This is a genomic window from Vibrio sp. St2, assembly GCF_947311885.1.
Lineage (GTDB): Bacteria > Pseudomonadota > Gammaproteobacteria > Enterobacterales > Vibrionaceae > Vibrio > Vibrio coralliilyticus.
In genome coordinates this window covers 227,219-251,550 of the sequence record NZ_CAMZNA010000004.1, presented here as the reverse complement: position 1 = coordinate 251,550, position 24,332 = coordinate 227,219, and the positions used below count along the sequence as shown (strand labels likewise).

Annotated in this window: 16 protein-coding genes; 2 read left to right on the top strand and 14 right to left on the bottom strand. The window is 46.9% G+C overall.

The window, feature by feature from the left end:
- Positions 1-33 precede the first annotated feature (33 nt).
- The 14 genes from QMA41_RS14815 to hemL all read right to left on the bottom strand — a co-directional run bounded on the left by QMA41_RS14815 (position 34) and on the right by hemL (position 22,471).
- Positions 34-1,446, bottom strand: a complete 1,413-nt coding sequence (locus tag QMA41_RS14815) for a phosphoglucomutase/phosphomannomutase family protein (RefSeq protein WP_281630057.1) — start codon at positions 1,444-1,446, stop codon at positions 34-36.
- Between the two features lie 55 nt (positions 1,447-1,501).
- Positions 1,502-3,910 (bottom strand): N,N'-diacetylchitobiose phosphorylase, encoded by a 2,409-nt coding sequence (locus QMA41_RS14810; protein ID WP_281630056.1) that lies wholly within the window; start codon positions 3,908-3,910, stop codon positions 1,502-1,504.
- An 88-nt stretch (positions 3,911-3,998) separates the two neighbouring features.
- A complete protein-coding gene (locus tag QMA41_RS14805; RefSeq protein WP_281630055.1) occupies positions 3,999-5,906 on the bottom strand; it encodes a family 20 glycosylhydrolase in 1,908 nt (635 codons plus the stop codon).
- Positions 5,907-5,916: 10 nt separating this feature from the next.
- The gene (locus QMA41_RS14800; RefSeq protein WP_281630054.1) at positions 5,917-6,792 is read right to left on the bottom strand and encodes an N-acetylglucosamine kinase; all 876 of its coding nucleotides are present in this window, start codon (positions 6,790-6,792) and stop codon (positions 5,917-5,919) included.
- 1 nt (position 6,793) lies between these two features.
- The gene (locus QMA41_RS14795; RefSeq protein WP_281630053.1) at positions 6,794-8,515 is read right to left on the bottom strand and encodes a glycoside hydrolase family 9 protein; all 1,722 of its coding nucleotides are present in this window, start codon (positions 8,513-8,515) and stop codon (positions 6,794-6,796) included.
- Between the two features lie 56 nt (positions 8,516-8,571).
- Positions 8,572-9,567, bottom strand: coding sequence for an ABC transporter ATP-binding protein (locus QMA41_RS14790; RefSeq protein WP_281630052.1), 996 nt, complete (start codon positions 9,565-9,567; stop codon positions 8,572-8,574).
- Positions 9,568-9,606: 39 nt separating this feature from the next.
- The gene (locus QMA41_RS14785; RefSeq protein ID WP_019276910.1) at positions 9,607-10,590 is read right to left on the bottom strand and encodes an ABC transporter ATP-binding protein; all 984 of its coding nucleotides are present in this window, start codon (positions 10,588-10,590) and stop codon (positions 9,607-9,609) included.
- Between the two features lie 2 nt (positions 10,591-10,592).
- Positions 10,593-11,618, bottom strand: coding sequence for an ABC transporter permease (locus QMA41_RS14780; protein ID WP_281630050.1), 1,026 nt, complete (start codon positions 11,616-11,618; stop codon positions 10,593-10,595).
- A 2-nt stretch (positions 11,619-11,620) separates the two neighbouring features.
- Entirely contained in the window at positions 11,621-12,607 is a 987-nt protein-coding gene (locus QMA41_RS14775; protein WP_006958093.1) for an ABC transporter permease, read from the bottom strand.
- A gap of 170 nt (positions 12,608-12,777) precedes the next feature.
- Positions 12,778-14,460 carry an ABC transporter substrate-binding protein gene (locus QMA41_RS14770; protein WP_006958092.1) on the bottom strand — a complete coding sequence of 561 codons (1,683 nt, stop codon included), beginning with the start codon at positions 14,458-14,460 and terminating at the stop codon, positions 12,778-12,780.
- 686 nt (positions 14,461-15,146) lie between these two features.
- Positions 15,147-18,533: a response regulator gene (locus QMA41_RS14765; RefSeq protein ID WP_281630049.1), complete on the bottom strand. Its 3,387-nt coding sequence runs from the start codon at positions 18,531-18,533 to the stop codon at positions 15,147-15,149.
- A gap of 194 nt (positions 18,534-18,727) precedes the next feature.
- Entirely contained in the window at positions 18,728-19,750 is a 1,023-nt protein-coding gene (gene rsmC / locus QMA41_RS14760) for a 16S rRNA (guanine(1207)-N(2))-methyltransferase RsmC (protein WP_281630048.1), read from the bottom strand.
- Between the two features lie 78 nt (positions 19,751-19,828).
- A complete protein-coding gene (locus QMA41_RS14755; RefSeq protein WP_006958085.1) occupies positions 19,829-20,914 on the bottom strand; it encodes an AI-2E family transporter in 1,086 nt (361 codons plus the stop codon).
- A gap of 264 nt (positions 20,915-21,178) precedes the next feature.
- The gene (gene hemL / locus QMA41_RS14750) at positions 21,179-22,471 is read right to left on the bottom strand and encodes a glutamate-1-semialdehyde 2,1-aminomutase (protein ID WP_198561518.1); all 1,293 of its coding nucleotides are present in this window, start codon (positions 22,469-22,471) and stop codon (positions 21,179-21,181) included.
- A gap of 255 nt (positions 22,472-22,726) precedes the next feature.
- Between hemL and erpA the strand changes: the two genes are divergently transcribed.
- Together erpA and QMA41_RS14740 are read left to right on the top strand one after the other, a co-directional pair.
- Entirely contained in the window at positions 22,727-23,068 is a 342-nt protein-coding gene (erpA, locus tag QMA41_RS14745) for an iron-sulfur cluster insertion protein ErpA (RefSeq protein ID WP_019276906.1), read from the top strand.
- Positions 23,069-23,252: 184 nt separating this feature from the next.
- The gene (locus QMA41_RS14740) at positions 23,253-24,332 is read left to right on the top strand and encodes an efflux RND transporter periplasmic adaptor subunit (protein WP_281630047.1); all 1,080 of its coding nucleotides are present in this window, start codon (positions 23,253-23,255) and stop codon (positions 24,330-24,332) included.

Here is a 24,332-nt window from a genome sequence, read left to right as displayed (position 1 = left end):
GCAAATCGCTGGGTGTTTTGATCTCTAGGCTAGTTATAGTTGTAAGAATATTTTGAACTGCTCAACGATGCCTTCTGCGGTCTCCTTGTCCGCCATCTCTGCAAAGATACGCAGAAGAGGTTCGGTACCAGAGAAGCGGGCAATTACCCAGCCGCCATTTTTGAAATAGACTTTAGCGCCATCTTCGTAGCTCACACGTTCAATTTCAAACTCAAACTGTGGTAGTTGCTTCTCGACATATATCTTGTGATGCAGTGCCTGCTTTTGTCCTGCTTTAAAGCTACAATCTCCTTCAGCTGTATAGGCGTATCCGTATTTGGTATAGATTTCATCAAGAAGCTCAGAGAGCTTTTTGCCTGTCACTGAAATCATCTCAACCAAAAGACTGGAGGCAAACACGCCATCTTTACCTTTGATATGGCCGCGAATGGTCAAACCGCCCGAGCTTTCACCACCGATCAACGAATCATCGGCTTCCATTTGCGAGCTGATGTGTTTAAAGCCGACGGGTACTTCAAAGCTTTTCTCACCGTGGTCTGCTGCTATTTTGTCGAGGATATGGGTGGTCGCAATGTTACGAACTACGGAGCCAGACCAGCCTTTGTACTCAAGCAAGTAGTAGTAAAGCAGGATCAGCACTTCATTAGGGTGAATAAAGTGGCCTTTTTCGTCGATGATGCCGAGGCGATCAGCATCGCCATCGGTACCAATGCCGATGTCGTAACCTTGCTCTGCAACAAGATGTTTTAGACGATATAACGTGGCAGCGCTGGGAGAGGGCATCAAGCCGCCAAAATCGGGGTTTTTGCCATCGTTAATCACATCGACGTCACAGCGGCCATTGATCAATACTGTTTGCAGCGCGTTTTTAGCCACACCAAACATAGGATCAATCAATACACGTAAATTGGCTTTTTTGATCGCTTCTATGTCGATAAAGTCGATGATCGAGTCAACGAATTCGTTCATTGGGTTAATGATCGTAATCAGTTTATCTTCAACCGCCTGATCAAACTCTACGCTTTGCACTTTATCGCCAGTTAAAGCTGCAATTTGAGTTTCGATCTTTTCAGTGATTATCTCATCCGCATCACGGCCCCCTTCAATAAAGACTTTAATGCCGTTGTAATCTGCCGGGTTGTGGGACGCGGTAATGCATGCCGAGTAGGCACAGCCCATCGATTTGGCTTTAAACATCACAATTGGAGTCGGAACAAATTTGTCGATGAAGCTGACGGGAATATTGTTAGCGGCAAGCACCTCGGCGAACCAGCGACCCGCTTTATCAGATAAAAAACGACGGTCGTAACCAATAATGAACCCTTTGTCGGCGACTTTCTCATGGCTGATGATGTTTGCCAGCGCTTGGGCAACCAAGCGAACATTGTCTTTGGTAAACTCTTCACCGATAAATGCGCGCCAGCCACCAGTACCAAACTTAATCATTGCTTTAATCCTTTATTCAACAAAAGAGCCTCTGCGAGAGAGGCTCATTGGGTAGTTAACCAAGTACAACGACGACGTCGTTTACGCTGCCTTTTGGCTGTACGGGGATCGCGGAGCCAGACACTTCTTCTCCATTGATTAGGATCGATTTGACCCCTTTACTCACTGAGTCTGGGTTCTCTACTTTGATGTTGTACGTTGCCTCTAGCCATTGACGAGTCACTTCGAAACCCGGCCAGTTGGTTGGGATACACGGATCAATAGTCAGTCCGTCAAAACCTGTACGTACGCCAAGAATAAAGTTGGTTACTGCAAAGTATGCCCAACCCGATGTGCCAGTTAGCCATGGATGATTTGCACGACCGTGATCTTGGTGGTCACGACCCATAATGAACTGCACGTAGGAGTAAGGTTCTGCAATCCGTTTTTCGATGATGTCGTTTTGGTTGTACGGGTTGAGTGCATCGTAAAATTTCATTGCACGGTCACCACGACCCAATTTCGCTTCTGCAACCCAAGCCCATGGGTTTGGATGTGAGAAGATAGCGCCGTTTTCTTTCACGCCTTGATAAACGCGAGTCACGAAGCCGATGTCATCGTTAGGAGTGGCGAAAGACGGCGAGTTGAGGTGTAAGCCATATTCAGAGAAGAGGTTCTCATCTACGGCATCCATTGCTTTCTCGCCGCGTTCTTGAGATACCGCGCCAGAGAGTACGGCTAAGGTGTTTGACTCAAGGTGGACACGACCTTCTGCTTGTTGCGCTGTACCGATTTTGTCACCGCTCTTGGTGAGACCACGGATGTACCAACCGCCTTCATCATCCCAAAGGTGTGCTTCACACGCTTCGCGGACATTTGCCGCCATTTCGGTGTATTTCTCAACATCAGCGTCTTTACCTAGGTACTTAGCTAGGTCGATGAACTCTTGTAAAGCCCAGAAATGGAGGAACGACACCATTGAAGATTCGCCACCACCTAGGTTTAGACAGTCATTCCAGTCTGCGCGTAGACCTTTACAGATACCGGTTTGACCTACGTATTCAGCAGAGAAGTCTAATGCTGCTTTCATGTGGTCATAAACGCTGGCATCGCCACCATCTGCGTAAGGGATCACTTCGTCGAAGAAGCTGTGCTCGCCGGTTTCCATCACGTACTTACAGATGGTCGGAACTAACCATAGGTGGTCATCCGAACAGGTGTCTTCAATGCCGTGGATCTTATCTTCGTCGGATGGCGTAGGAACAACCGTTGGTGACTTAGACGGTTTCACGTCTGCTTTCTCTGGATCGAACCAGTCTGGATCGAATAGGTGCAGACCATAACCTGCTTTCACCTGACCACGCAGTAGATCAACGATACGCTTGCGTGTCATTGCAGGGTTGGCATGAGGGACTGAAATTGCGTCTTGTGCGGTATCGCGATAACCAAGGCCAGTACGACCACCCACTTCGATAAAGGATGCAAAACGAGACCACACGACACAGGTTTCAGCTTGGTATAGTGTCCAAGCATTAATCATGGTATCTAGACCTTGGTTTGGCGATTTCACTTGGAACTTGCCACAACGCTCATCCCAGTGGGCTTTGATATCAGCGAAGGCGTTATCGACTTCTGCTAGGTCTTGGTATTTAGCACGCAGGCGCTCACCGTTGCCTTTGCCGATACCTAGAATGTAAGCAAAGCGAACTTCTTCACCCGGTTGGATGGTGAATTGCTTGTGCAGAGAGCCACAGTGGTTATAACAAGTCTGAGCCGTGTTGGAGCATTGGCCTTTTTCGACGGCGATTGGGTTAGCTTCGTCGCGGTAAAGACCTAGGAAGCTGTCACGCTGACCATCGTAAGAATCTGGAGAAAACGTCGAAGCAAGGTAGTAGAAACCTTCGAAGTCGTTGGTGTTGTAGTACAGGTCGTATTCAATTACGCCTTCATTGTAAGTCGTACCTGCGGAGTACAGAGACATCTGATGGTTTTGGTTATCAGATTGGATATGGCTGAATGAGAATTCAACAAAAGAGAACGCGCTGATGGTACGTGGTTTGTCAGAGGTGTTCTTGATCACCACATCCCAAATTTCTGCGTCTTCGCCTTTAGGGACGAAGAGTGTTTTCGTCGCGGTAATGCCGCTGTATTCACACTTGAACTTAGAGTATGACAAGCCATGACGGACTTCGTAGCTTGCTTCATCTAGGCTTTTGGCCACTGGTTGCCAAGAGATTGACCAGTAATCCCCTGTTTCATCATCACGCAGATAAACGTAATGTCCTGGGCGATCGAAGGTCGCATTCGGGCGGAATTTAGTAACACGGTTGTATTCTGGCGAGTTGTAGAACGAATAGCCCCCCGCATTGTGCGAGATAACCGTACAGAACTTCTCAGTGCCTAGGTAGTTTGTCCATGGCGCAGGTACGTCAGGGCGAGTGATGACGTATTCACGATTCTCGTTATCGAAATAGCCGTATTTCATGTTTTATTCCTTTTCCTACAGCCACTGAGACAGCGGCCTAATGTATTTGCTAGAGAAAACTGCTAAGGGCTATGGCCGTCAGCAAAAGTTATTTCCAAGGGTTGCGATAATTGATGCCTTGTTTATCGAGTAAAGATAAGTGGCCTTTCAGCCTTGCTTGATAGTCGTGCCAGTCGCGATGTTGTTTCATTGTCCAGCAAGCTTCTGCTATTGCTGTCAGGCGAGGGAACACCATGTAGTCCAGCCTTTGCTGGTGGGAGACAAGTTCGCACCATAGAGCGCACTGAATGCCAAGAATACGTTTACGGATTGGGTCTTCTTCTGGAATATCAGCCAGAGGTTCATAGCGATACGCGCTTTCGAGAGGGATGACATTCGCCCAGTCGACGCCAGGTTCTTCCGGGGAATAATCCTGTGCCATATCCAGATAAGTGGATTGGGCCGGTTGTAGGACAACATCGAAACCTTGTTTGGCGCACTTGAGGGCTGCTTCTTCACTCAACCAAGAATAAATCACGGTATCTTTGCTGACTTTATCTCCGTGCTGAGCTTCTTCCCAGCCGACCATGCGCTTGCCCAAAGAGCGTAATTTCTGCTCGGCATATCGCAGCAGGTGCCCCTGAAGTTCTTTGGTATTCTGGTAACCTTCAGATTCCATCAATACTTGGCAATTCGCGCTCTGAAGCCAAACGCCATCAGGCACTTCATCAGCACCGATATGCACCCAAGGGGCTGGAAATAGACTGGCGACCTCTTCAAGCACTTTATCGAGAAACTCATAAGTCCCTGGTATTGCAGGAGAGAGAACATTGTCGGTGTAATGTTGAATACTGCGGTATTCCGATTTGTCGCTCGGGTCGAGAAGCAATTCAGGAAGGGCTTTAATCGCTGCTCGGCAGTGACCCGGTATATCAATTTCAGGAATCACGGTAACGCCTCGCTCTTGAGCATAAGCAATCACTTCTCTTACCTGATGCTGAGAATAATACCCGCCATATACTGGCGAAAGATGACTAAACTGCGGCTTGAGTGCCGACTCTCTTCCCCGAAATGCCCCCACTTGTGTGAGTTGAGGAAAGGCGTTGATCTCCAGTCTCCAGCCTTCATCATCGGTTAAATGCCAGTGAAAAGTATTGAACTTGTAGTGGGCGAGCTGGTTAATTAGCCGTTTGATATCGTCGATTGAATGGAAATGGCGAGCACAGTCGAGCATCATGCCTCGGTATTTAAAGCGAGGCTTATCCACTACTTTGACATAAGGCACTGATAATTGGTCATTATCTTGTGTTATGAGTTGCATTAACGTGGCACTGGCATGTACGAAACCTTCTGCCGATGCCGATTCAATCCTGACACCTGTAGCGGATACGATCAGCTGATACTGACTTTCATCCAGCGTTGGATTATTGCGAAACAGGATTTCGCTTTGACCAATGGCCTTGGCCTGATAGCCGAATAGATTGGTCAGCTCTTCCTCCAGCCAAGTCGCGGCTTTTTCCGCTTGCGCAGTTTGTAGTGTAATCTGGCTGTTGGTCGATAAATGAAAGGTACCACCCTGATAACTGATCTGGTTGGGTGCCGGGATCAGTGAGTGCTCTGCAGCAGGTATCGGGTCAAGTTGGGTGCGCTCTTGATAGGGGGAGGCGAGAGCAATAGGCGTCAACGTCACTGCTAACTCACTTGCACCATTGTCACTGACAATCAAAGCATCTTTGAGGCCGTCAGTGTAAAAGCGCAATGGCGCTGTATTGATGCTAAATTCGCAGTAATAATGCTGATTTGCGTCGAGTGTGTAGCTATCCGGAGTAACAACGCAAAAGCTGCCTGTTTGTTTGATCGAACCATGACTAAAGCTATCAGGAAGGATGTAGCGGTCAATGATGAACTGCAAATGCCAATTGTTTAGTGCTTGATCCGACAGATTGTGCAGCGTCAGACCAAATCGACAGTATTGCTTATGCTCTGACAGAACGGTGAGGTCAATACGATAACTCATGGTATCCCCTTTAATACAGGTTATGCTCTGGTTTGCCAGCAAACATTAATGCCCCTTCAATGGCATCAAACTGGGGTTCAACAATCCACTGTTGAACGGGAGGCGAAAGCCAGTCATGCATACGCTCTGCTATGCTGCCCATTAGGCAGATTCGGTTGGCCCCTTTTTTATGTAAGGCGAGAATGAACATTTCAATGTCGGCTGCAGTTTGCTGAAGCAACGAGATAGCTAATGAATCGGCTTGAGCCGCATGGCGAAAAATCATTGGCGAAAACTGGCCATAGTCACGGGGTAAAGCGTTTTTCGACCAGCTAACAATTTGGTCGACATCGTTGGAGAAGTGGGTCATAACTTCTTGGCATAAAGGTGTTTTTTCACCAATACCATCTTCAACAAGGAGCACTTTTTGAATCAGTGTCAGCCCCATCACGGCGCCACCGCCTTGATCGGAAATAGGAAACTCTCGCCCTCCTACAACGTGCTGCTCATTGCCGGACAAATAAATGCCACAAGATCCTGTTCCAGCAATCATAATCGCTCCACTGTCACCATTGTGAGCGCCTAAGCAAGCCCCATAAGCATCGGTGTTGAGTACGATGGAAGCAAAAGGGTGGGCTTGAGTCATAAATTCATGCCAAGCGGATCTTTGTTCTGCACCAGCCAAGGCTAACCCTAAATGCATGTGCTTTAGTTGAGATGAGTCGAGTCCGGCTTTTTGAGTAGCAGTTGTGACCGCATCGACAATTGACTGAAGTGCCACATCGACCCCTAAAAGAATATTGGCGCTGCCACTTTTACCTTCTCCAAGTTGTTTACCGTGTTGATCCCTGATGCGTGCTCGGCAAGATGTACCTCCACCATCAATTCCGACAAAATACTGAGTCATGTTACTGCCCCTCTACGCGACTGAAATGAGCTTGCTGAGCCATGATGGCAAGTAAGTACCACGCACTATGAGGAATCCATTGCTCGCCCCAGCGCCAGTTTTGTAGCATGTCGTCCCTGTGTCCGGCCGGGTTAAATGCAATATCCTCTGAATCATCGAAGCCTGCCGTTATGCCGTTACAAATCCCTCCTTTGGCATTAAAAAATCCAAGGTGTGGTAAATAGTCGGGGTTGTTGCGTCCGTGCCCATCTAACATGGACATGTCATACGGGTTGAGGCCGAGAATCCAATTGAGAGCATTTTGGGAAAACTGGCTGAGCTTATGTTTTTGCTCGACGTCGCATAGATGTGGCTGAGCGAGGTACGCCATCACGGACAATGACGCTAAACGGGCATTTTCTCCCTGCCACCAATAGCCACTCTCATTATCCTGAGCGATGAAGAAAGCGTCCTGTTTTGCTTGGTTGACGCCTTTTACATACTGACGCGGATAGCCAAAAGGGTTGGCGACTTTCGTGGAGATCGACAGCTCAAATTGACAGGCATGTGTGATGGTGTCGACTGTTGATTGGCGTCGTTGTGGATCATCTTCGATCTCTAAATATAGGCACAGAGCAATGACAGGTAATCCGGCCTCCGCCGCATGATAATAAGGACGTGAGCCGTCTTTATTTGCTGACCAGAATTTCTGGATAAATTCATCCGATTGCTGTCGCTGCGTTAAACGTGCCGTCCAGTAGCGGCTCTCTTCAAGATAAAGATGATTTTGTGTCGTTTTGTACAGTTCAGCGCAGGCCATCAGTGCGCAATACTCATCAATGATATTTTCTTCGCCATCATTGAGGTAGTGACAATTGAGTTCTTTCAGGTGGTGGTAACCAGACTCAGCAGCATCAAGGTATTGCTGAGTGATAAAGTCGCCATGGATATCCAAACGTGCTGCTGCCGCTAATGCTGCGATGGCTATACCTCCGCCTTGACGAAAGCCGGCCTGAAAGTCGTCTGATTTGTGGCCGTCTTGCGTTGCGTAAGAGCATATCTCACGCTGCTCTGGATCTTTCGACCACTTATCAAATACTGTGGTATAGAAAAATCCGGACTCGTGTTGCATTCGGACTAGAAAGTCGGCACCAAACAAAGCTTCTTCTTTGAGACGCAGTTGCGTAAATGCTGCCAGCTTTGAGCTGGTCCCACATAGCTCAAGACCTTTGAGTATATTCCACACCACCATTGGAATTTGTTGTGGGTTCAAGTAGTTGGCATAAGAGAGGTGACTTAAATATTTGCTGACATCACCCGAGGCATCGTACCATCCGCCACGGACGTCCACAGTTTGACTGCTGTTTAATAGCGGTATGTTTTGATCCTGACGATCGTAGATGCCGCTGCTGCGTTGGGATTTAAAATAGTGCAGTACGTCGGACAGTGTGGAGGTGAAGAGCAGATCTTGATCGATCAAAAAAATAGAGGATTGACAACTATTGTATTTGAGGTAGTAGCGTCCTAGCGTTTTCATGTTGGAAAAATCAATGCGAAAAAAATATCCCTGGTGCCAATTTGCGACTCGAGTGCCAGTCTCGACATCCAGTGACGCAACAGTCTGATGACTATCTGCACACACCAAAAGGGCAGTGGAAGATGGTAGGTTGGGTACATCTGCCATCAGAATAGCCTGTTTTGGTCCCAGGGATTCATAACCAATGTGGTTAGTAAGTAGCAGCATTAAAATCTCCGAGTGAATCTGATGAGCCAGCTTCTTAGGCTGGCTTCAGTATGGTTTTAGCTTTGATATAGATAACAACGCACAAAGTGGTTGTCTGACAGTTGAGTGACTTCTGGTAATTGTTCACGGCATTGGCTAGTTGCATGCTGACAGCGTCCAGCAAACGGGCAGCCTAAGGAATTAGGTGTCCAAAGAGGGATCTCACCTTTATTGCCTTTTAGCTGCTCATGGATCGACTTGCCTGGATCCGGTACAGCGGAAACCAGTAACTGAGTGTATGGATGTTGAGGGTTGTGGATGATCTCTTCTGTGTCTCCCCACTCGACCATATGACCGACGTACATTACGGCAAGATCTTCAGCGATGTAGCGCGCAGTTGCGATGTCATGAGTGATGTAGAGCAGTGACATCTGCTTTTCAAATTTCATCTCTTCCATCAGGTTGAGAACGCCAGCTCGAATCGAGACATCCAACATGGACGTCGGCTCATCAGCGAGCACGACCTCTGCACCCACGGCAATATTACGCGCTAGGTTAACCCTTTGGCGCTGGCCGCCGGAAAGTTGATGCGGGAATTTTTGCGCGGTTTCCTTAGGAGGAATAAGCCCCACCTGTTCCAGCAAGTCGTAGACACGCTCTTCCAATTCCTTCTTATTTCCCGGTTTGACCTTTTTATGGATCAGTAATGGGCGGGCAATATGATGGAAAATATTATGGGTTGGGTTTAGAGATCCAAATGGGTCTTGCCAGACCATTTGCACGCCTTCGCGATAGGCCATCAGATCAGAACGAGAGCCAATGGTCTGGATATCACGCCCTTTGTATTCAATGGTGCCGCTGGTTGGGGCATACATCTTTGCGATCATCTTGGCAGTGGTCGATTTGCCTGAGCCTGATTCACCAACCACTGACAGGCCACGGCTTTTGTACATTTTAAAAGATACGTCGTTTATCGCGCGCATCATGGGTTGCTGCAGCGCATTACTGTTAATCGGGAAGTCTTTAACTAGATTTTTCCCTTCCACTAGTAGTTCACCAAATTCTTTGCTCATCATTGTCTCCAGTAATCGTTATGTTTTTGTCTTCCAGCGCTAGAGTTTGGCTTGGGCTATTGGCTCACCATATAGGTGGCAGTTTGAGAAACGACTTGGCTCTATTTGTTTCAGTTGAGTTGGTATCTTGGTACAGGCTTCGTGGACACGATCGCATCGTGCTTGGAATCGACAACCTTGTGGAATTTCCAGCAGGTTGAGTGGGTTGCCAGGAATACCAGTCAACTTCGTTTTTGGACCAGTGAGTGGAGGGAAAGAGCTTCCCAGCCCTTTGGTGTACGGGTGGTAAGGGCTTTCTAAAATTTGCTTCGATGGCGCGACTTCGATCAATTCACCGGAGTACATAATGCCGATGCGATCTGAGAATTCGACCATCAGTGATAGATCGTGAGTAATGAACAAGATAGAGAAACCAAATTCTTCTTTCAGAGCGTAGATCTTCTGAAGTATCTCGCGTTGTACCACAACATCTAAAGCAGTGGTTGGCTCGTCCATAATGATCATTTTAGGATTCAGTGCGAGGGCAATGGCGATGACCAAGCGCTGGCGCATACCACCGGAGAACTGGTGAGGGTAGTCAGTCAAACGGCTCGGGTGAATGTCTACAATCTCCAGTAACCCTTCTGCGCGTTTACGTGCTTGCTCACGCGTCATGTTAGTATGACGCATAATCACATCGCAAAATTGCTCTTCCATTGGCAACACTGGGTTCAGCGCATTCATTGCACTCTGAAACACCATTGACATCTCACTCCAGCGAAAGGCTTGCATTCTTTCATCGCTGTAATTGAGGATGTTCTCGCCATTGAAGATGACTTCTCCACCGGTAATAAATGCTGGCGGCTTGTGCAGTCGCATTAACGAGAACGCGACTGTTGATTTTCCGCAGCCTGATTCGCCCGCTAAGCCAAAGACTTCTCCCGGAGCGATATCAAAGCTGACATTGTTACAGGCGCGCACGTCGCCTGCGGCTGTGATGTAATCAACACATAAGTTACGGATAGAAATGAGTGGTGCTGTCATGATTATTTATCTCCGCTCCAAAGTGCATTTTGTGGTGCCAGTTCTGGCTCACGTTCTTTTTTGTCTTGCTGGGCTAGCTTTTTCCAACGCTTCATCCCTTTGTGCGAGCGCAGCTGCGGGTTAGCAATTTCGTCTACAGCGAAGTTAAGTAATGCCAATCCAGTAACGAGTAGGATAAGGGCGGCACATGGTGCAAACAGTTCCCACCAAGCGCCAATTAGCATTGAGGAGGAGGTCTGAACGTTGTAGAGCATGATGCCCCAGCTGACAGTGTTAGGGTCACCTAATCCAAGGAAGGAAATCGTCGCTTCCATCATGATGGCGTACATCACTGAACCAATGAAACTTGCGCCAACAATTGGGATTAGGTTAGGCAGGATTTCGACAAATATGATGCGCCAAGACGATTCTCCGAGTACTTCTGCGGCTTTAACGAACTCTTTCTCACGTAGAGCTAAAGTTTGTGAGCGAATTACCCGAGCGCCCCAGGCCCAGGCAGTCAGGCCAATGATCAGCGCGATGGTTAATGGCCCAGCTTCGCCAATGAAAGCGGCTAGTACGAATAGTAAAGGGTACTGTGGAATGACCAGCATGATATTCATAGCTGCAGTTAAAAAATCATCGACACGACCACCGAAGTAACCTGCGGAAATACCGATCACAGTCGCAAGGAAACACACGGTAATACCGGCACCAAAACCGACGGCAAGTGATACTCGAGCACCATGGACAAATTGTGACCAGACATCGCGTCCCATGCGGGTGGTGCCAAGTGTGTGATCGGCATTTTTCGACATCAACAGCGTGCGACGGTCTGTCGCTAGGTTTTCTGCTACCCAACCGTCTGGGTTCGCTTGTGCTGATTTCACGATGAACGCTGGGTACTCGTGTGGGTTACCTGTACGCTTGTCCGGTGCGTGTTTAGTGAGCAGAGGTGCTGCAAGTGCAATAAACAAAAAGATGCCGATGATGATGCTACCAATCAAAGCGATTGGATTACCTATGATGAGTTTGATGAATCCCTTCATGATTATTTGCCTCCCTTACGTAGGCGAGGGTCAAGCACGACATAAAGCATGTCAGCCAATAAGTTAAAGAACAGCATGAACAGCGTCATGATCAGTAGCTGGCCCTGAAGAACTTGATAGTCACGAGCTTTAATTGCATTGAAAAGTACTGAGCCTAAACCTGGGTAGTTGAAGATGATTTCGATGATCAGCTGACCACCAATCGCCATACCTAGTGCCATGGATAAGGCGGTTACACTAGGTAGTAAGGCATTTCGTGCTGCGTAATTGAAGACCACACGGTTTTCACTTAAGCCTTTGCCCTTGGCCATTGTGATGTAGTCTTCTGCGAGTAGGTTGATCATGTTGTTACGCATGTTGACAAGGAAGCCTCCGATCTGAACTACAGACGCACAAAAAAGAGGTAGGACGGCGTGATAAGCCACATCTTTAATGAATGCCCAGCTCGTCCAATCTGGAGATGTACCAGCGGTATAAGCGTAGCCAGTCGGGAACCATTTCAAGCCAATCGCGAAAATGAACATGGCAATCATGGCAATAACGACTTGCGGCACGGCTTGGATGATGAGCATGCCCGGTGTAATGAATGCGTCGTATTTGCTACCGCGCTTCCAAGCTGCGTAGATACCTAGAATAGAGCCGATCGAGAAAGACAGAATGACCGCTGTACCCGCAAGGAACAGTGACCAGCCAAAGGCACTGCCTAGCAAGTCATTAACAGCGAGTGGGTAAAACTGGATTGAGGTGCCCAGTTCCCAACTGAGTATATTCTTCATGTAGGCGATGTACTGGACAAAGAGTCCACCATCGACAAAGCCCAGTAGTTCTTTCATGGCGGCAATGCGCTCAGGCGTCACCTGGACAGATGCGTTAGCAAACATCATGGTGACCGGATCACCCGGCATTGCACGCGGAATAATAAAATTAAGTGTCGCGGCAACTAAAAGTGCGACAAAGTAAAATGACAAACGTCTTAAAAAATAACCCATAACTTACACCTTACTCACCCAGATTTTCCCTGTTTCTGGTTTCAGGTCGCTCCTAGCGAAAGTCAAAATTGAGAGCGAACAATCCCCTGACGACTGGCGCCACACTTTAATAGGTCAAAGCTTTTGGGGATAAAGCGGCGTACGGAATGTACGCCGCATAGATAGAACGCTTACTTAACTGGTTTTAGGTCCAGAACGTGAAGTAGACGCTCAGGGATACCAGCCCAAATGTTTGGACGGCCCTTCGGATTTTCTTCATTCCACCAACCAGTGAAGCGAGTTGTGTTGTATTGGTACATGTAAGCACCAGACATCACAGGTACAGTCACTTGATCTGCGGCAATGATTTGCTGGATGCCATGAGCAATTTCTAGCTGCTCGTTTTTATCAGCTGTTTTGTAGAAGCTGTTAAGTAGGCCATCTAGCTGGTCATTTTTGTAGAAGTGCATGGCAAAGCGAGGCATGCCATCACCAGATTGCAATGCTGAGTTGTAAGCACTGTTCCAGTAAGTGTATGGATCCGCGCCGTGGAAGTAGTTGGTGTACGAGACATCGTAGCTACCTTCCAGCATTGCTTGGTTATACACAGAGAAATCTGGTGTACGAGCTTTGGCTTTGATGCCCACTTCAGCGAGCTGTTCTACCGCTAGCTGAACAGTATTGTTGAAGTCTGTCCAACCGTTTGGTGATTGAATCAGAAGCTCAAATGATTTACCTGATGGCGTGTCTACAAAGCCATCTTTATTGACATCTTTGAAGCCCGCTTTGTTTAGCAGCTCTTTTGCACCTTCAACATTGTAGGTGTTGTACGCTTTGTACTTGTTGTGAACATCTTCGTCAGACCAAGCTTCAAATGCGTAGCCAAGACCTGAAGCAAAGTCGTTCACTGTACCGCCACCGTAGTAAGCAATATCAATGATGGTTTGACGATCCAGTGCCATAGAGAACGCGCGACGGAAATCAACATTGTTCAACGCTTCATGCTTAGCTGCATCTGGGTTCTTGAAGTTGATGACGAATGCCTGAGTACCCGCTGGCGGATACCAGTATTGGTGGCTAGGGCTTGAAGCCGCATATGTACGGTCAATATCTGGAATGAAAGATGACGTCCAATCCATTTCGCCGTTAACCACTTTACCTAGGAACTGATCGTTGTTCGCGATTTGAGGCACACGAAGACAATCTACTTCTAAGTTGTCTGCATCCCAGTAGTTCGGGTTACGACACTGAATGTACAGTTGCGCTGTAAAGGTATCGATTTCAGTGAACGGGCCGGAACCTACAGGGTTTTCGTTAGTGAAGGTCGCTGGGTTTTTAACATCCTTCCAAATATGCTCAGGAACAACTGGCACCTTAGCAATTTCGTAAGGAACGTTAGAGTTCGCTTCCGTTAGGCGGAATTTGACTTGGTAGTCGTTCAGTTTTTCAACACCAGCCACCCAAGAGTTGATACCACTTTGGTCCAGTTCTGGCTTCTCTTTTACTAGGTTAAAAGAGTAAACAACGTCATTAGCATCAAAGGTTTCGCCATCTGACCATTTCACGCCTTTACGAATATCGAAAGTAACGCTCATTAAGTCATCAGACATTTTGAAGCTTTCAGCCAAACGGAATACAGGAGTGTTACCATGCATTTCGTTAAACACAACAAGAGGCTCGTATAAGAAGTCTGTTGTTGTGTGAAGGTTAGTGGCACCTAAATACGGGTTAAAGTTACGTACAAAAGTGGTGAATTCTTTAGGGTGTACTGTTAGTTCACTGCGTTCAGCGGCGGTAGCGACAGAAGTAAATCCTGTTGTCGCTGCAGCAATAATTGCTGTTGCTAGTGTTGTTCTTTTAATGTTGGCAAGCATAGCTGTTCCTTACTATTTGCTTTCATTTCACTTATGGAATTGAATGTCATCAACTGATAGACACTCCCTAAAACCTACCTCAAGTATTATTTCACCATGCCGGAGGAGCAGGGGAATTGAGTGGCCTGTAGGCCTTAGGCAAGTTAAGAAAACACCTTTACGTTAAATTTGGCAATTGCCTATCTCGTCAAAAACGTTAAAAGGTACCTTATTGACGTCAATAACGTTAATTAGCCCTTTTTTTAATCAACAATCGAGCTATTCCTAAACTTGAACTCACTCGCACTACCATAGCTATGCCTTATTATTTGTTAGTGTTTACTTACTTTGTTGGCCAATTATATTAGTAGCATTTAGAAACTGTTAGCTATATGAGATCATTATCACTAGTCTTTATCAAGGTTATTTTCTTGCGGAAAATTAATTCTGCCGTCTTGTTGTGATTGTGTTCGCAAAGTGAGTTCTTTTCTTCTAGATAACGCTAAATAGTCGGTTTTTAAGTGGCTTTCCCGATGTAATTAGACCGCCTTAGTGGAGCCCAAATTAGGTTGTTTTCTATTGTGTAAAAACTTTATAAGGCTAAAAAGTGCAGCAGGTTATTGATGGGACAGAGCCATTTATAGAAAGGTAGCGAGAGACAAAATAAAACCCGCTTAAAGCGGGTTTATATGGAATATGGAGACTACTTAGTTGGTTAGGAGGTGTTGCAGCTTATCGCGTAGGCTCTCAATATGAGTGCGCTCTGGGCTCATCTCTTTACAGTGTTCAAGGATGTACTCAAGAGAACTCAGTACCGTTCGCCAGCGCGGTGTTTTTGGTAACGTTTCGACTCGCAGGTATTTGTCCAGAGTCCGAGTCTGTAAGGTGCTACGGTCGAGGTACACACGCCATAACCCGCTTTGCTCTGCGAAAGCAAACTTGCTTTGACCAGTAACGCTTTCCCAATAAGTTAGCGCACTTGTCATTGCATCGACTAAGACTTCACGCATGACTTCTTGCTTGGATTTGCTGTCAGTGGTAGCCCGATCGGCTAAACGCGTAAACTCTCCACCTAACTCTTTTAACTCTTGCAACTTGGCCTTATCCCCTTCAAACGCGTAGCTGGAAAGGGCTTCAACCGCGGTTTCTAGGTTATTGATCCGCGCGGCATTGACACTGCCCCCCACGTTAAAGATGTACATGGATTTGAGTCCAGAGCCTTCTGGAAGTTTGAGAATGTCTGCGGACAAGTGCTGGCGGACATCTTCGACATAAACATCAATGACGCCACAGTAGTGTGGTTGCTCTACGTTAAGGAATTTTGGTGCAATCAATTCATCCGCATTAGAACGGCGTAATTGTTCTGTGGTGCGTTTAAATAGGCGAGACGCAGCATCATTGGTGAAGCGGATTTTATTGTCGTCACGTACACAGATAATCGCTTCTGGGGCTGACTCTAATTGCTCTAATAAACGCCCCTGAGTTTCCAGTAAACTGGCTTCAACCATGGCACGCTGTTTAAGTTCAGTTTGTAGCTGCTGGTTTTCAATCCGACGCTGTTCAGCTTTGCTCGCGGTGAGATGCGCCGTAATCCGTGCGGCGAGCTCTTGTTTGTTAAAAGGTTTTGAAAGGTAGTCATTGGCTCCGGCTTCGAAACCTCGAACTCGGTCATCGGGCTGATTCAATGCTGTGAGCATGATGACGGGGAGCTGAGCATGGTCATAGTCTTTGCGCAAGACTTCACACACCTGGTAGCCGCTCATTCCCGGCATCATGATATCGAGTAGCATCAGTTCTGGTTTTTCATGAATAACGGATTCAACGGCTTCTTCGCCATTTTTCGCGGTGCGTACTCGGTAGCCTTCGAGGCGAAGGAAGCTGTCTAAGACACGCAGATTGACCGGTTCATCATCGACCACTAACAGCAATGGCCCGTCTGGATTTTCCGGTAAATTTGAGCCTTCGATTATTTCTAGGTCATTGTTTTCTGGAGCAATGAAATGCGCGCCTTCGATATGGCTTGCGAGGCCTATCTGCTCGGTTGAGGCGATTGGCAAAGTGAAGCTAAAGGTCGTACCAACCATAGGTTGGCTGCTGACGTAGAGCGTGCCTTGCATCAAATCAATCAACTGACGGCTGATAGATAGACCAAGGCCGGCCCCTTGACGATAACGGCTACTATCACTGCCAGCCTGAATCAGGGGTTCAAAAATGTGTTCAAGCTGCTCAGCAGGGATCCCCTGACCAGTATCTACCACCTGAACGCGGATGTTATCATCGACCTGAGTGGCGGAAATGACGATTTTGCCTTCACTGGTGTATTTGATGGCGTTACCAACGAGGTTGTATAGCACCTGCTCTAAGCGTTGAGGGTCGGCGCATACCCATAGCGGATCGTTAGGAACCTGATTAATGATGCGAATGGGTTTGTTACCCACTAAGTGAGTAGACAGTTCGAGCACCAAGCGTGTTGCACCGGAGATGTCCACTGCTCGGGTTTCAATATCGAGATTACCGTAACGCATTTTGTGGTAATCAAGCAGGTCATCAACCAAGGTGGCCAAGCGCTGGCCGCTACTGATGATGATATCGAGCTGGTACTTGTGATCCGCGGTAATTGGCCCATTGGCTCCGGAGATTAGTGCTTCTGCGATACCTACCATGCCATGGAGTGGAGTTCGCAATTCATGAGAGGTGGTGGCGAGGAACTCATCTTTGAGTTTGTTCGCCAATTGCAGCTCGTCATTTTGCTTTTGGATCAGTTTTAGGTTGCTTTCCAGCTCTTCATTTTGCTGTTTTATGAGCAGTATTTTGTCGCGAATGGAGCGTTGCATGCGCTCAAAGCTGATGGCCAGTCGGCCTATCTCATCTTTTCGCTCTGTATTGATGATGTCTGTATCGAGATCGCCAGCCGAGACTTTTTCTGCCGCCCACGTCAGCTTCAACAAAGGCGCGGTAATAAAATTAGACAAGTAATGGGACGCGGCAACCACCAGTACAATTGCACATAGCATGGCAAATACGAACAGAGTTTCGAGTTGGTGGACGCGTGCAAAAGCTTCTTTTTCTGGCACTTCTACCACAATGGCCCAGTCGACACCTTTAAACGAAATCGGACTGTAAGCCGCGATGGTCGCCTCTCCTAGCGTGTTTGTGTATGTTCCAACATCGGTTTTTCCTTCCAATGCTAAATCAACAACTTCGCGGCTCTTATCGATGTCTTTTTGCTCATAAGCCATGGTTCTTGATTTATGGTCAGCGCCGACCAGCAAGGTTTTCATTGCTGAAGCGTTGTTGGTATCTGCTATTAGCTTAGTGATGCCATTATTTGGTAAACGGAACATGGCATAGCTGTGAAGATAACCTTGCTGAACGATGGGAGCACCGAGCCAAGCGACAGGTTTACCTCTGTCCATCTCAAAGTCTGAAATGATCACCGGTGTGTAATCTTCATTGGATTTACGCTTTTCAGTAACCTGAGTTTTCAGCTTGTGGAAGGTTCTGCCTAGATTGGTATCACGAAAGCGGCCAGTCAGCAGATTGGTGCCGTAGTTGTCGTGTTTAAAGATGGAGTAGGTGACGTTACCTTCTAAATCAACCAGCAAAGCGTCGTCAAAGTCAGAACGTTTGAGCAGTTCCAAATAGGCTCTGTGATAGCGTTTATGCAGCAGTCGATATCGCTCCGTACCGGTATAAACATTGGACTGAGGCAGTATTGAGGTTTTGATTTGATCGCCTGAGCCAGGAATGTAGCGCCGCTGAGCGTACTCGCGCGCCTGAGCCATATCCAGTCCTAAGCTGCGAAACGCATTGACTAAGCCGTAGAAACGCCCGCCACTGGCATAAGCCAGTTCAGAGCGAACAAAGCCCATCACTTCCGATTCTTTGGCGTACATGTAGTCAGTGACTTGTTGCTGTTTACTGTCTCGTACGGAGATTAGGTGTGAAGTACTTTGCTCCTGTAAATCTTTGGTATGAGACTGGAGGAAAAAGATCGCGATGATCGTGAGTGGCGTAATACTCAATACAAGAAATGCCAGCATTAAAGTGTGTTGCAGGCGCTTAAATCTTTGTTTTCGGTACAACTTAAACATGAGCTAACTAGACTTTTCGTAATGAGGGCAGGCAATAACATGCCCAGTAAAAAACGTGACTATCCTAGAATGACAAAATTAACGAGTTTTTTTACTTTGACAAGTAAGTCTGAGTTAAAGCGTGGATGAATGCGCAATTTTTGCGGAAGGAGAGAAGCAGAGCCCGATATGAAGCACTATATCGGGCTGAATGACTATTTTTTTGCGTAGTATATTGCGAACTTATTGGTCTTATTTAGCGTCTCACAATTACCAAATGCTTGCTGAATGATAGGTGGATACTTCAGAAAGCTATTGGCAACGATAAGTAGCTGACCACCCGAGCTTTGGTGTTTTGGTGCTTCGGCTAACAATGTTTCGGTCGCACTGTAGCTGGTATGTAAACCCGCATGAAAAGGTGGGTTACTGATAATAAAGTGATAGTCTTGGCTGGTATCAGAATAAATGTCTGAAGCAAATACTCGTCCTTTTAGACCGTTGGCTGCTAAGGTTGCTTTGCTGGATTCGACCGCCAGTGCGCTGATATCGCACATTTCGAGTTTAATCTCAGCATTGAGCGTCGCCATGACAGAACCAATTACTCCAGCCCCACAGCCAAAATCTAATACTTTACCTGAGAGAGCAGGTAGAGTATCTAGCAGCAATTGACTACCGATATCGAACTGACCATGACTGAATACCCCAGGTAAGCTTTTGATCGTCAGTTCATGCCCTTGGTAGCTGACCTGATAGTGCTTAAACCAATCATTAAGATTAAAGTCTGCAGGTTGCTCAAGGCATTGTCCCCAGTAAAAAGAACAACGTCTTGCGGAGTCGAACTTATTGATTGGCCCGTAGGGTTTAAACATCTTTTCAATGCTTTTTACACCTGAGCGATTTTCACCGACAACGACAACTTCAGTCTCTGGGCCTAGTTTGGCCAACAACATAGCCAGCAAAAACTCGGCTTCGGCTTTTGCTTTTGGCCAGTACAGTAGAATCATGTCGGCTTGAGTCTGCTCAGTAAACTCAGCGCCAAACACAGTTGTTACTTGGGGGTTAGACTCTAACTGACGGTAGTAACCATAGTTGGTGGTAAACACGGTGACAGATTCACAGTGTTTGCTGAGCTCTACTGGGAACAGGTCTTCTGACTCCCCAGCGACAAGAACATGTTTACCTTTAAAGTAGGCGAGTTGTCGTTGTGCAATTTGGCTCGGTGCAATATAGGCAGACATAATGGACTCTAGCTGAAAAAAGACGGGGGATTTTCGCATAATCCCCCGCATTCTTGAAGTTTTCCTGTTCCTTAGATCTTAGTTTTGATCTTGCTCGTCGAGGAAGTCCTGAAACTCTTCTTCATAAATATTAAACAGCACCATAGTGATGGCGAAGATCAAAGGGCCGTAGATCAGGCCAATTAAGCCAAACAGGTGAAGGCCGCCTAATAGAGAGAAGAAGATCATTAGAGTGTTCATTCCTGCACTGCCTTGCATTAACAGTGGTCTGAGCAGGTTATCAATTGACCCAACGACAGCGACACTCCAGATGGTCAGGAAAATCGCCCATGTAGTATCTCCAGTCAAGAATAGGTAGGCCGCCGCAGGTATCCAAATCAATGCGGTGCCGACCACAGGAATAAAGGAGGCGAAGCCCATCATCGTACCCCAGAACAGCCCTGGGAAACCAGCGAGCCACATACCGATACCGCCAGCAAGACCTTGCGCGATTGCGGTTAGAAATGAGCCCATTACGGCAGATTTGGACACTTGCTCAACTTCATCCAGCAATTTGTCTTCTTGGCTGCGAGACAGTGGCAGGATATGACGAATCGCGGCAATGATTTTGTCGTGATCACGAAGTAAGAAGAACAAAACAAACAACATCAGGAAGAAGTTGAGTAGGAAGTTCGTCGCATCGCCAAGAATTTTTGCACTGATACCGACTAAGTTCGAGCCAAATGAGGTGGCGAACTGAGCCACTTTCTGACCGATTTCCTGAGGTTGAATCTCATCAAAAGGTAAGTAGGTATTAATGATAGACAAGCCTTTTACTACCCATGGATGTTCGAACAGGGCTTGGATGCCACCGTGGGTTACCCACTGGTAGACGTTTTGTGAGAATGCTGAACCTTGTTGGACAATGGCGGCGAAAACAAAAAGAAGGGGCAGCACTATGATGACAGTGAGTAAGGTACAAGACAGCAACGACGCGATGTTTCTATGATTCGGCATGCGGTTTTCGATCCATTCATGGATAGGAAACATTAGCAGAGAAATGATAAACGCCATCACAATTGAGTTTATGTAAGGCTCAACTAATAAAAAGCAGGCAAAGCCAGCAGCAAGTAGCGCAACAATCAATACCCAATGGCTGGAAGTTATTTTGAGTTTTTCTGACACGTTTGTTGTCCAATTATTCATCGTGATAGAAGTATAATGGCTGTAAATTACTGAGTCTTCAACGCAAAATCAAAATGTTATTAGCGGAGGAAAAAAACTATGGGATGCTGCAATGATGATAAGTCCTGTTGTGGAAGCGCGAAACCTAAGCGCAAAATTCCTTGGTTTTCCCTGATTCTTGTTCTGCTGGTCGTTTTAGTCGTATTTAACTGGCAATAAAAAAGGCTGCATGCGCAGCCTTTTGTCATTTATTACAACGATGAATTATGCTTCTTTGGCTAGAATTGCAAAGCAGCGATCAGCCGCTTCTAGTGTCGCTTCAATTTCTTTACTGCTGTGTGCTAGCGAAGTGAAACTCGCTTCAAATGCAGAAGGTGCTAAGTACACACCGTGCTCTAGCATTAGGTGGAAGAAGCGTTTAAAGCGTTCGATGTCGCACTTAGTGACGTCTTCGTAACACGTGATTTCTTCTTGTTCAGTAAAGAAGAAACCAAACATGCCACCCACTTGATTGACGACCATTGGAATGCCGTGTTGCTCAGCAAGAGATTTGAAGCCATCAGCCAGTTGCTTGGTCTTTGAAGCAAGGCGCTTTTCGTTACCTTCTTCTTTCAGTAGGCTTAAACAAGCGTAACCCGCAGCCATCGCTACTGGGTTGCCAGACAACGTACCTGCCTGATAAACCGGACCTGTTGGCGCGATGTATTGCATCACGTCTTTACGGCCACCAAAGGCACCCACTGGCATACCACCACCGATGACTTTACCTAGCGTCGTGATATCTGGCTTGATGTTGTAATGACCTTGAGCACCGCCTAAAGCGACACGGAAACCTGTCATGACTTCATCAAAGATCAGCAGTGCGCCTTCTTCATCACAGATTTGACGTAGGCCTTCGTGGAAACCTGCAACCGGTGGGATACAGTTCATATTGCCCGCGACGGGTTCAACGATGATACAAGCGATCTCGCCTTTATTCGCAGCAAACAGCTCGCGAACAGAATCCAAGTCATTAAACGTGGCTGTTAGCGTGTGCTTAGCAAAGTCTGCAGGAACACCTGGAGAGCTCGGCTGACCAAGCGTAAGTGCACCGGAACCTGCTTTTACCAGTAAGCTGTCTGCATGACCGTGGTAGCAGCCTTCAAACTTGATGATTTTGTCTCTGTTGGTAAAACCACGTGCGAGACGAATGGCACTCATAGTAGCTTCTGTACCTGAGCTGACCATTCTGACTTGTTCCATTGATGGCACGAGTTCAGAGACCAGCTCAGCCATTTGGATTTCCATTTCAGTTGGTGCACCAAAGCTTAGACCACGCTGTGCTGCTTCAATCACCGCTTCGCGAATGACTGCGTGGTTATGGCCAAGGATCATCGGGCCCCAAGAGCCAACATAATCAATGTAAGCTTTACCATCAGCATCGAAAATCAACGGGCCATCTGCGCGTTCTACAAAGATAGGTGCACCGCCAACGCCGTTGAAAGCACGTACTGGAGAGTTAACGCCACCAGGAATAGTCTGTTGTGCTTTTTCGTAAAGCTCTGCTGATTTGGTCATGGATATATCCTCTTTTGATTGCTCGGACCAATTTGGCTGGCATTGTACCTGTCGATTCCCGTTCAAGAAAACGCTTTGCGCCACATTATGGGCAGTTTTCCATCAAGAAAGCGGAGTTTTTATGAAAAAAATCTACGAAAGGTGGTGAATACTTGAACGGATAACTCAGGTATTAGATAATGGAGCGATTATAGAAAGATGATTTATCCAAAACTGTGCACAGTGATTGGATTTACATGAGTGAGAGAGGTCATCGTGAGCGAACTAAATATCCCACTAACATTTTCAGATGCAGCGGCACAACGTGTTGGCGCGCTAATCGCTGAAGAAGAAAATCCAAACCTGAAGTTGCGTGTTTACATTACGGGTGGGGGCTGTAGCGGCTTTCAGTATGGCTTCACATTCGATGAGAGTGTCAATGACGGTGATACGACGATTGTAAACAGTGGCGTAACGCTTGTGGTTGATCCAATGAGCTTACAATATCTTGTTGGTGGGCAGGTGGACTACACCGAGGGTTTGGAAGGTTCACGTTTCTTCGTGAATAACCCTAATGCGACAACAACTTGTGGCTGTGGCGCTTCATTTAGCGTCTAAATTAAAAGTCTAATTTGAAGAGCCGCGCTAAGTCGCGGCTTTTTCTTTTCTGCCAAATATCTATGCAACCAGGTCAGAACTGAGACCTCGGCTAAATTACTGTCCAACTGTATTTTATTTTTTATTGGTTAATTTATATCCTGAGCTTATAAGAGTTGGTGCTTTTACTCAGCAAGGGATTGTTATGGGCAGATTTTCACTATTCCGTTTTCTCGCGGTCAGACCCTACATTGTTTCACTCGTTATTATTCTCATTTTATCGATTTGGCTCGGCCTTGGTACACTTAAAGCGGACGATGGTCAGCCTGAGCATCAACAAGAGGTAGTGCCATTAGCGAAAGTGGCCTTTCAGACTTTTGCTGCTCAAAGTACTCATAAATCCATCGACTTATACGGCAGAACCGCACCAGAAAAACAGGCCAAGCTCGGCGCAGAGATCGCGGGGAAAATCGTTGAGTTGAAAGTACGTAAGGGATATAGCGTCAAGCAGGGACAAGTCATTGCTTTGATTGATAAAGGGGATTTGGAGATCCAGCTTGAGCGTGCCAAGGCCATGCTTAAAGTGCGTGAGAAAGAATACAAGGCGGCTCAGTCACTTAAAGATAAAGGATTACAAGGTGAGGTGGCTTTCAGTAATGCGCAGGCAGCCTTAGTTGAAGCCAAAGCAATGGTGAGCAATGCCAAGATTGCTCTGAGAAATACAGCGGTCACGGCACCATTTAGCGGCATTGTCGACAGTTTAGATATCGAACTCGGTGATTTTGTTGGCGTTGGTGATCCGGTCGCTAGTTTGATTGACCTCAGTCAGATAGTGATTGAAGCCGATGTGAGCGAGCGGCATATCCAAGACCTTACGCTAAACCAGCCTGCGTCAGTCAGTTTTATTGGTGGCGAAAAAGTCGAGGGTAAGGTTCGTTACATTTCTCGGATTTCTTCAGCTTCAACCAATACTTTTCCGATAGAAATCATTCTTCCTAATCCACAGCAAAGAATCCCTGCAGGAATCAGTGCCGAAGTGGAACTCAATCTTAAGCAGCAACTGGCGGTGAAAGTGACTCCAGCAATGTTGGCCTTGGACGAATCTGGCAATTTAGGGGTTAAAACGCTTGTTGATGAACGAGTGCACTTTATTCCGATTCAGTTAGTAAAAGCAGAGCAGGACGGCGTGTGGCTGACAGGGTTGGGTGAGGAGGTCAGTATTATCACCACCGGGCAAGGTTTTGTACGAGACGGCGACCAAGTGATCGCTGTCGAGCAGCAATAG

What these genes read in the sequence shown, in the direction of transcription:
- QMA41_RS14765 (WP_281630049.1), bottom strand. Translation starts at nt 18,533, where the DNA reads ATGTTTAAGTTGTACCGAAAACAAAGATTTAAGCGCCTGCAACACACT.
- rsmC (WP_281630048.1), bottom strand. Translation starts at nt 19,750, where the DNA reads ATGTCTGCCTATATTGCACCGAGCCAAATTGCACAACGACAACTCGCC.
- QMA41_RS14795 (WP_281630053.1), bottom strand. Translation starts at nt 8,515, where the DNA reads ATGCTGCTACTTACTAACCACATTGGTTATGAATCCCTGGGACCAAAA.
- QMA41_RS14815 (WP_281630057.1), bottom strand. Translation starts at nt 1,446, where the DNA reads ATGATTAAGTTTGGTACTGGTGGCTGGCGCGCATTTATCGGTGAAGAG.
- hemL (WP_198561518.1), bottom strand. Translation starts at nt 22,471, where the DNA reads ATGACCAAATCAGCAGAGCTTTACGAAAAAGCACAACAGACTATTCCT.
- QMA41_RS14790 (WP_281630052.1), bottom strand. Translation starts at nt 9,567, where the DNA reads ATGAGCAAAGAATTTGGTGAACTACTAGTGGAAGGGAAAAATCTAGTT.
- QMA41_RS14785 (WP_019276910.1), bottom strand. Translation starts at nt 10,590, where the DNA reads ATGACAGCACCACTCATTTCTATCCGTAACTTATGTGTTGATTACATC.
- QMA41_RS14775 (WP_006958093.1), bottom strand. Translation starts at nt 12,607, where the DNA reads ATGGGTTATTTTTTAAGACGTTTGTCATTTTACTTTGTCGCACTTTTA.
- QMA41_RS14780 (WP_281630050.1), bottom strand. Translation starts at nt 11,618, where the DNA reads ATGAAGGGATTCATCAAACTCATCATAGGTAATCCAATCGCTTTGATT.
- QMA41_RS14805 (WP_281630055.1), bottom strand. Translation starts at nt 5,906, where the DNA reads ATGAGTTATCGTATTGACCTCACCGTTCTGTCAGAGCATAAGCAATAC.
- QMA41_RS14800 (WP_281630054.1), bottom strand. Translation starts at nt 6,792, where the DNA reads ATGACTCAGTATTTTGTCGGAATTGATGGTGGAGGTACATCTTGCCGA.
- QMA41_RS14810 (WP_281630056.1), bottom strand. Translation starts at nt 3,910, where the DNA reads ATGAAATACGGCTATTTCGATAACGAGAATCGTGAATACGTCATCACT.
- QMA41_RS14740 (WP_281630047.1), top strand. Translation starts at nt 23,253, where the DNA reads ATGGGCAGATTTTCACTATTCCGTTTTCTCGCGGTCAGACCCTACATT.
- QMA41_RS14770 (WP_006958092.1), bottom strand. Translation starts at nt 14,460, where the DNA reads ATGCTTGCCAACATTAAAAGAACAACACTAGCAACAGCAATTATTGCT.